Origin of the sequence: Stenotrophomonas sp. HMWF003 (assembly GCF_003061285.1) — a bacterium.
GTDB lineage: Bacteria > Pseudomonadota > Gammaproteobacteria > Xanthomonadales > Xanthomonadaceae > Stenotrophomonas > Stenotrophomonas maltophilia_AP.
Genome location: NZ_QAIW01000195.1, coordinates 1 through 8,087, shown reverse-complemented (window position 1 = coordinate 8,087; position 8,087 = coordinate 1). Strand labels below are relative to the sequence as shown.

The following is an 8,087-nucleotide window of genomic DNA, read 5'->3' as shown; positions in this document are numbered from 1 at the left end:
CCGATGCGATCGTGGTCGGGCACGACGATGTGATCCCCTACCCGCCTGCCACCGGCGACCTGCACCACGAAGTGGAGCTGGTGGTGGCGATCGGTCGCGACGCGCCGGCCGGCGAACTGCCGGTGGACCAGGCCGAGGCGCTGGTGTTCGGCTACGGCGTCGGCCTGGACCTGACCCGCCGCGACCTGCAGGCAGCAGCCAAGGCCAAGGGGCATCCGTGGGACCCGGCCAAGGGCTTCGATCATTCCGCGCCGATCAGCGAACTGGTGCCGGCCGGTGAAGTGGGCGACCTGGCCGCGCTCAACCTGTCGCTGGAAATCAACGGCGAAGTGCGCCAGCAATCGCTGCTGGACCAGATGATCTGGAACGTGCCGGAGATCCTCCACGAGCTGTCCAAACTGTGGGCCTTGAAGGCCGGCGACCTGGTCTTCATGGGCACCCCGGCCGGCGTGGCAGCACTGAAGCCCGGCGACCGTTTCAGCGCGCGCCTGGAGAATGTAGCCGAGCGCCACGGCATCATCGCCGGATGACACCTGCTGCGTTACGCTGCGCCGTCATTTGATTACCCGCCACAGGAGAGCCCGATGGGAATGTTTACCGAGTTCAAGGAATTTGCCATGCGTGGCAACGTCATCGACCTGGCGGTCGGTGTCGTGATCGGTGCGGCGTTCGGCAAGATCGTCACCGCACTGGTGGACAAGATCATCATGCCGCCGCTGGGCTGGCTGATCGGGCGGGTGGATTTTTCGCAGCTTGCCTGGACTCTTGCACCGGCACGGTTGGCACCGGACGGCAAGGAAATTCCCGCGGTGGTGATCGGCTACGGTGACTTCCTCAACACGCTGGTACAGTTTCTGATCGTGGCGTTCGCGATCTTCCTGGTGGTCAAGGTGATCAACCGCCTCGCCCGCAAGAAGGAAGCCGCACCGGCCGCACCGGCCGAAGAAGTGCTGCTGCTGCGCGAAATCCGCGACAACCTGAAGCGCTGAGACACGGTCCGCAGCCAATCAGGACGCCCACGGGTAGTGCCGGCCGCTGGCCGGCTCCAGACGATGCTGGATGTCTGCAGAGCCGGCCAGCGGCCGGCACTACCGGTCCGCGCGATGATGGGTTCATGCAGAGCCGGCCAGCGGCCGGCACTACCGGTCTGTGCGATGTCCGGTTCATGCGCAGCCGTCCAGCGTCCGGCACCACCGGCGTGGTTCTGGCGGTTGCCGATGCCCATGCGAAAGCCCCGCCCCGGCGGGGCTTTCGCGTATGGAAAACAGCGTCCGCACAACCATGACCTACCGCCCATGCGGGGCGCAGGCAGGCTGCTAAGCTCGGACGCTTCTGTCCTGCTTTCCGGAGCTGTCCATGCGTCGCCGCGTCCTTGCCATCGCATCCTCCCTCGCACTGTTGGCCGCCCCGGCGTTCGCGGCGACCGGCCCCACCACGCTGGCGCCCAAATCGCTGGCCACCGCCGCCGAACTGCGCGAGCAGGCCCTCAAGGACGACACCGGCTGGAAGGTGGTCGAGTCGCTCACCACCGAGATCGGCCCGCGCATCGCCGGTGGCGAAGCCGATGCCCGCGCCGTGGCCTGGGCCGTGGCCAAGTTCAAGGCACTGGGCTTCGACAAGGTCTGGACCGAGCCGGTGACCTTCCCCAAGTGGGAGCGCCGCAGTGAACACGCCCAGGTGATCGGCAAGCACGCCCAGCCGCTGACCATTACCGCGCTGGGCGGCAGCCCGGGCGGCACGGTCGAGGCCGAGGTGGTCCGCTTTGCCGACCTGGCTGCGCTGCAGGCCGCGCCGGAAGGCTCATTGAAGGGCAAGATCGCCTTCGTCGACTACCAGATGACCGCCTACCGCGACGGCCGTGATTACGGCAACGGGGGCGCCGTGCGCAGCAAGGGTCCGTCCGAGGCGATCCGCAAGGGCGCGGTGGGCTTTGTGATGCGCTCGGCCGGTACCGATTCGCACCGCGTGCCGCACACCGGCATCACCCGTTTCGACGAGGGCCTGACGCCGGTACCGGCCGCCGCATTGTCGGTTCCCGATGCCAACCAGCTCGCCCGCCTGGTCGCCCTCGGCAGTACCACGCTGAAGCTGAGCCTGGATTGCGGGTGGGACGGCAAGGCCACCTCGTACAACGTCATCGGCGAAATCACCGGGCGCAGCCTGCCCAAGGAAGTCGTGGTGATCGGCGGCCACCTCGATTCCTGGGACCTGGGCACCGGCGCGGTGGATGATGGCGCCGGCGTGGGCATCACCATGGCCGCGGGCCATCTGATCGGCCAGCTCAAGCAGGCGCCGAAGCGCACCATCCGCGTGGTGGCGTTCGCCAACGAGGAACAGGGTCTGTACGGCGGCAAGGCCTATGCCGAGGCGCATGCCAAGGACGTGGTGCTGCACCAGCTGGCCGCCGAGAGCGACTTCGGCGCCGGCCGCATCTACGCCTTCAACACCGGCTCGCCGAACCCGCAGGGCTCGCGCGACGCCACCCGCCAGATCGCCGAGGTGCTCAAGCCGCTGGGCATCGAGTACGCCGCCGACAAGGGCGGCCCGGGCCCCGACGTAGGCCCGCTGGCCGCCAAGGGCGGTGCCTGGGCGTGGTTGGCGCAGGACGGCAGCGACTACTTCCACCTGCACCACACCGCCGACGACACCCTGGACAAGATCGACCCGGCGGCACTGGCACAGAACGTAGCCGCCTACACCGTGTTTGCCTACCTGGCCGCCGAGGCCGACGGCAGCTTCGGCAGCGAAGCCAAGCCGACCACGCCGCCGAACGAATGACAGCCCGCAGGGACCGTGGCGCCAGGCCACGGTCCCTGCCCTGCTCACTTGCCGCCGCGCGCGGCGATCTCGTTCCACAGCTCCGCCCGGGCAACGCCGGCCGCCTGCGGGTTGAACACCGGATCGATGCCGGCACGCCGGCTCTTCTCGTAGTCGCGCAATGCGGCCAACGCCGGCTTCTGCAAGAGCAGCAACGCGATGATGTTCAACCAGCTCATCAGGCCGACGCCGATGTCGCCCAGCGACCACGCCACCGTTGCGGTGTTGACCGCCGACCACGTCGCCACGCCCAGGAACGCCACCTGGAACAGCCGCAGCACCCACGGCCGATGCTGGTTGCGGCACAGGTACACCACATTGGTTTCGGCGTTGTAGTACAGCGCCAGGATGGTGCTGAACGCGAAGGGCAGGATCGCCAGGGCGATGAAGGCCGTCCCGAACCCGGGCAACGCCGATTCCACCGCGTGCTGCACGAAGTGCGGCCCCGCAGCCAGCCCGGGCACGTTCGCCACCAGCATGCCGGCGTGGCTGGCTGCGGTCGGGTCGTACACGTTGTAGGCACCGGTGGACAACACCAGGAACGCGGTGGCGCTGCACACCACCAGGGTGTCGATGTAGACCGAGAACGCCTGCACCAGCCCCTGCTTGACCGGGTGCGAGACCTCGGCGGCCGCGGCCGGATGCGCGCCGCTGCCCATGCCGGCCTCGTTGGACATCACCCCGCGACGCACGCCCCACTGGATGGCAGTGCCGATCATCGCGCCAAACGCGGCGTCGGTACCGAACGCGCTGTCGACGATCAGCCGCGCCATGCCCGGCAGCGCGTCCACGTTGAGCGCCATCACCACCGCAGCCACCAGCAGGTAGCCGATCGCCATTACCGGCACCACCACCTGCGCCACGTTGGCGATGCGGCGCACGCCGCCGAAGATCACCAACCCGACCACGACCACCATACCGGCCGCCGATGCGCTGGCGGGAATGCCCCAGGCGCCGTCAAGCGCGCTGGCGATCGCGTTGGACTGGGTGCCCGGCAGGAACAGCCCGCAGCCGATCACCGCGCTGATCGCGAAGGCCACGGCGTACCAACGCTGACCCAGTGCGCGTTCGATGTAATACGCGGGGCCGCCGCGATACTGCCCGTTGGCATCACGCTCCTTGTAGATCTGCGCCAGGGTGGATTCGATGAAGGCGCTGCTGGCCCCGAGGAAGGCCACGCACCACATCCAGAAGATCGCACCGGGACCGCCGTAGGCAATCGCCATCGCGACGCCAGCGATGTTGCCGACGCCGACCCGGCTGGACAGTGACAGGCTCAGCGCCTGGAACGAGGACACCCCGGAAGCCGAGCTGCTGGAACTGAACAACAGGCGCAGCATGTCCGGCAATGCACGCAGCTGGATGAAACGGGTGCGCACGCTGAAGTACAGGCCAGCCAACAGGCACAGCCCCACCAGCGCCGGGCTCCAGACCAGGTCGAGCAGGCGGGCCACGATGGATTCGACGGTCATGGGCGGCTCCCGATGGTGCTGCGGAGGATCGAGGGCGCGCGCATCAGAAGAACATCCCGAGCGCGATCTGCGGGCTGACGAACGCGCCACTGTTGCGGCCGCCCACGCTGAACTCCACGCCGGCGATCAGCCCCAGCGACGGACTGAAGTGGTATTCGACGGCCGGTGCGAGGCTGATGTTGCTGCTGGACGGCCGGCGCTGGTTGATGCTGCGCAGGCCCTCGCTGCCGGGGGCATAGCCGGTGATGTGCTGGTCACTCTCGCGACTGGCGGTGATGTCCAGCGCGGCCACCCAGCGCGCGTTGAAGCTGTACTCGGCCCCCAACGACAGACCCAGCAACGAGCCGCGCGCGATGCTGCCCCGGAAGCCGGGATCGGTGCCGTACACACTGCTGTCGTGCAGCGCCACGCGTGCCGGTGCCGGGCTGGCGCTGAGCTGGCCACGCCAGCGCAACGGGCGGTCGTTGGGCATCCACAGCACCTGCTGCACACCGAGTGCGAAGGTGGTGCGCTGCACGCCATCGCCCTGGGCGTTGAGTGGATTGCCGCCGATGCGGTCGTAGCTGCCGGTGGCGAAGCGCTGCAGCAGCGCCACCGAAATGGCCGGGCGCGTGCCGTCGGCGCTGGGGGCCTGCAGCAGGTACTGCAGCCGTGCGGTGGTGTCACCGGCACGTACCGCGCCGCTGCGCGCGCCGGCCGCGTCGGCACGGGCGGCGCTGAGGTTGACCTGCGCGGTGACACGCTCGCCCATGCCGTAGGCGATGGGCACCACGGTGAGCCAGGCGCCGCTGTCGCTGCTGCGCTGGCGGCGGCCGTTGGCGTCGTAACCGGCATCGCTGTCGACGCGGACCAGGTAGGGCTCGATGTACCAGTGGCCGCGCGGCACCCCGGCCGGGTTGGCGGTGACCAGCGGGCCGGTGAAGTTCACACCGTCAAGGCTGCGCACCTGCGCAGCGGCGTGCGGGGCGGCAAGCCCCATGAAAACGGCCACCAGCGCTGGCGCGGCGACACGATGAAAGGACAACGCGGACAAGGTCATGCCAAGGCTCCCGTGAGACTGGAAAGAAGACGGTGCTCAAGCACACCGCCGTGCCAATCTGCACAGCGCGTCGGGCGGCAACAACGTGCGAAACCCCTGTTTTTTCCGATCTGTGCGGAGCCGCACGCACGCCATTTCGCATCACGCGCGATGGTGCTGTTCTGCGTTCTTGGTCGATGATCGCAACGGCCTTGTTCATTGCGTGGAGCAATGACGGGAACGTGGAGATGGGGTGTTCGTGGGGTACGTGCAGCCCCCCATGGGTGGCTCTACCCGGGATCGTGTGCAGGCGGTCGCGCATAAAAAAGCCCGGTCGAAAAACGACCGGGCTACCGGGACTCGTCACACCCCACGCGGTGAGCGTCACAGACTGGCTGAGATCCGGACAACGGCGCCGCGCTGGGTGGGTGTCTCTCCTCACCTACCCAACACAGCACCGCCGAGCACTGTGACGCAGCTCATGGCCAGCGCACTATGCGAAAAATCCGAATCGGCTGTAGTCACAACACTATCGGTGACACCGATCACACCGCGTTGGGCAAGCGCGCAGGCGCGCTACCCGAAAACCACCTGCTCAGCGTGCCTGACGTCCATACCAGTGCGCCAACAGCACCGCTGTCGCCGACGCCACGTTGAGGCTTTCCACTGCGCCGGTGCCCGGAATGGACACCTGCGTATCGCAGTCCTGCGCCAGCTCACGGTCCATGCCTTCGCCTTCGGCACCCATCACGTACACCAGGCGTGCCGGCACGTCGCTGGCGAACAGGTTGTCGCCGCCGTCCACCAGTGTCGCGGCCAGGCCGAAGCCGGTCTCGCGCAGCTGCTGCATCGCCTGCGGCACTGCCGGCAGGCGCACCAGCGGTACCGATTCGGCGCCGCCTTCCGCCACGCGCGCGGCCGCGCCGGACAACGCCAGGGTGGAGCCCGGTGGCAGCAGCAGGCCGGCCACGCCGAAATGCGCCGCCGAGCGCAGGATCGCGCCGAAATTGTGCGGGTTGCCCACGCCGTCCAGCCACAGCGCCAGCGCCGGCGTGCCGGCCGGCAGCGTGCCCAGCCACTCGCCCAGCTCCAGCATCGGCGCGCGCAGGACGTCGGCCACCACGCCTTCGTGGTGGGTGGTGGCGGCCAGCTTGTTGAGGTCGCCCTCTTCCACCACGCGGTAACCGACGCGGTTGGACACGCACCACTTCAGCATGGGCTGCAGGCGCGGGATCAGCGATTCGGCCAGGTACAGCTTGCGCAGCGCCTGCGGGCGTTTGTCGAACAGGGCCTGCACGGCATTCCAGCCGTACAGGCGCAGCTCGTCGTTGCCCCGCCCCGGCGGTGGCGGCGTGCCACCCTCGCGCGGGGGCAGCGGGGTGGCCCGCGGCGGCCGCGAAGACGGGCGGCGGGCATTCTTCCAGGGATCATTCACTACGGGACAACTCCAGCTTGCGTTGACGCCAGAAATCGGCGTTCTTGATGCCCAATGCATCGGGGTCGAAGGTCGGATCCAGGCCGAGCTTCTTCTGTCGTTCGTAATCGCGCAGCGCCAGCATCGCCGGCTTCTGCACGATCAGGATGGCGATGATGTTCAACCAGGCCATCAGGCCCACGCCGATGTCGCCCAGCGCCCACGCCAGGGTGGCGTTGTGGAACGCACCGAACACCACCATGCCGATGATGCCCAGGCGCAGTACCAGCACGGTGAGCGGGCGCTTGCGGTTGTGGTTGATGTAGCTGAGGTTGGTTTCGGCCATGTAGTAATAGGCCATGATCGTGGTGAAGGCGAAGAAGAAGATCGCCAGCGACACGAACGAGGCGCCCCACCCCGGCAGCACCGCTTCCACGCCCGCCTGTGCGTAACCGGCACCTTCGGGGATACCGGCCAGGCCCTGGAAGATCGGGGCGGCACCTTCCACCGGCGAGTACACGTTGTAGGTGCCGCTGGCCAGGATCAGGAAGGCGGTGGCGGTGCACACCATCATGGTGTCGAAGTAGATCGCGAAGGCCTGCACGTAGCCCTGCTTGGCCGGGTGCGAGACCTCCGAGGCCGCCGCGGCGTGCGGGCCCGAGCCCTGGCCGGCTTCATTGGCATAGATGCCGCGCTTGATGCCCCACTCCACGGCCAGGCCCATCATGGCGCCGAACGCAGCGTGCGTGCCGAAGGCGCTGTCGAAGATGATGCCGAACATTTCCGGCACGCGGTCGTAGTTGATGATCATGATGACGATGGCCATCAGGATGAACGCGGCGGCCATGAACGGCACCACCACTTCGGCGAAGTTGGCGATGCGCTTGACCCCGCCGAAGATGACCACGCCCAGCAGCAGCGCCACCACGATGCCGATGCCCAGCTTCAGCGCCTGGACCGATCCCATGCCCATCACCTGGCCATCCAGCGGGCCGCACAGGGCGCCGCCACGGCAGGCGTTGATGATGCTGTCGGCGATGGCATTGGCCTGCACGCCGGGCATCAGGAAGCCGGCGGCGATGATGGTGGCCACGGCAAATGCCAGGGCGTACCACTTCATGCCCATCGCTTTTTCGATGTAGTACGCCGGGCCACCGCGGTAGCGGCCTTCGGCGTCCTTGGTCTTGTAGATCTGGGCCAGGGTGCATTCCACGTACGAGGTGGAGGCACCGAGGAAGCCCATGACCCACATCCAGAAGATCGCACCGGGGCCGCCGAAGGCCGCTACCGCGGTGGCCCGGCGTACTACATCGAAAAAGCGATGGGCATGAAGTGGTACGCCCTGGCATTTGCCGTGGCCACCATC

Annotated in this window: 7 protein-coding genes; 3 read left to right on the top strand and 4 right to left on the bottom strand. The window is 67.8% G+C overall.

From position 1 onward, the window contains the following. The 3 genes from DBR34_RS08020 to DBR34_RS08010 all read left to right on the top strand — a co-directional run. Positions 1 to 530, top strand: a 530-nt coding sequence (locus tag DBR34_RS08020; protein ID WP_258223749.1) for a fumarylacetoacetate hydrolase family protein, incomplete at its 5' end; no start/stop codon positions are given. Between the two features lie 54 nt (positions 531 to 584). Next, on the top strand, positions 585 to 989 hold the full coding sequence (gene mscL / locus DBR34_RS08015; protein WP_128096399.1) for a large-conductance mechanosensitive channel protein MscL: 405 nt from the start codon (positions 585 to 587) through the stop codon (positions 987 to 989). A 367-nt stretch (positions 990 to 1,356) separates the two neighbouring features. Beyond that, on the top strand, positions 1,357 to 2,778 hold the full coding sequence (locus DBR34_RS08010) for a M28 family peptidase (protein ID WP_128096398.1): 1,422 nt from the start codon (positions 1,357 to 1,359) through the stop codon (positions 2,776 to 2,778). A gap of 44 nt (positions 2,779 to 2,822) precedes the next feature. Here the strand turns inward: DBR34_RS08010 and DBR34_RS08005 are convergent, their stop codons facing one another. The 4 genes from DBR34_RS08005 to DBR34_RS07990 all read right to left on the bottom strand — a co-directional run. Next, positions 2,823 to 4,289: an alanine/glycine:cation symporter family protein gene (locus DBR34_RS08005; RefSeq protein WP_128096397.1), complete on the bottom strand. Its 1,467-nt coding sequence runs from the start codon at positions 4,287 to 4,289 to the stop codon at positions 2,823 to 2,825. 43 nt (positions 4,290 to 4,332) lie between these two features. Further along, positions 4,333 to 5,328 carry a hypothetical protein gene (locus tag DBR34_RS08000; protein WP_258223748.1) on the bottom strand — a complete coding sequence of 332 codons (996 nt, stop codon included), beginning with the start codon at positions 5,326 to 5,328 and terminating at the stop codon, positions 4,333 to 4,335. Positions 5,329 to 5,902: 574 nt separating this feature from the next. After that, positions 5,903 to 6,682: a TrmH family RNA methyltransferase gene (locus DBR34_RS07995; protein WP_258223751.1), complete on the bottom strand. Its 780-nt coding sequence runs from the start codon at positions 6,680 to 6,682 to the stop codon at positions 5,903 to 5,905. A gap of 52 nt (positions 6,683 to 6,734) precedes the next feature. Beyond that, positions 6,735 to 8,087, bottom strand: a 1,353-nt coding sequence (locus DBR34_RS07990) for an alanine/glycine:cation symporter family protein (RefSeq protein ID WP_343125607.1), incomplete at its 5' end; no start/stop codon positions are given.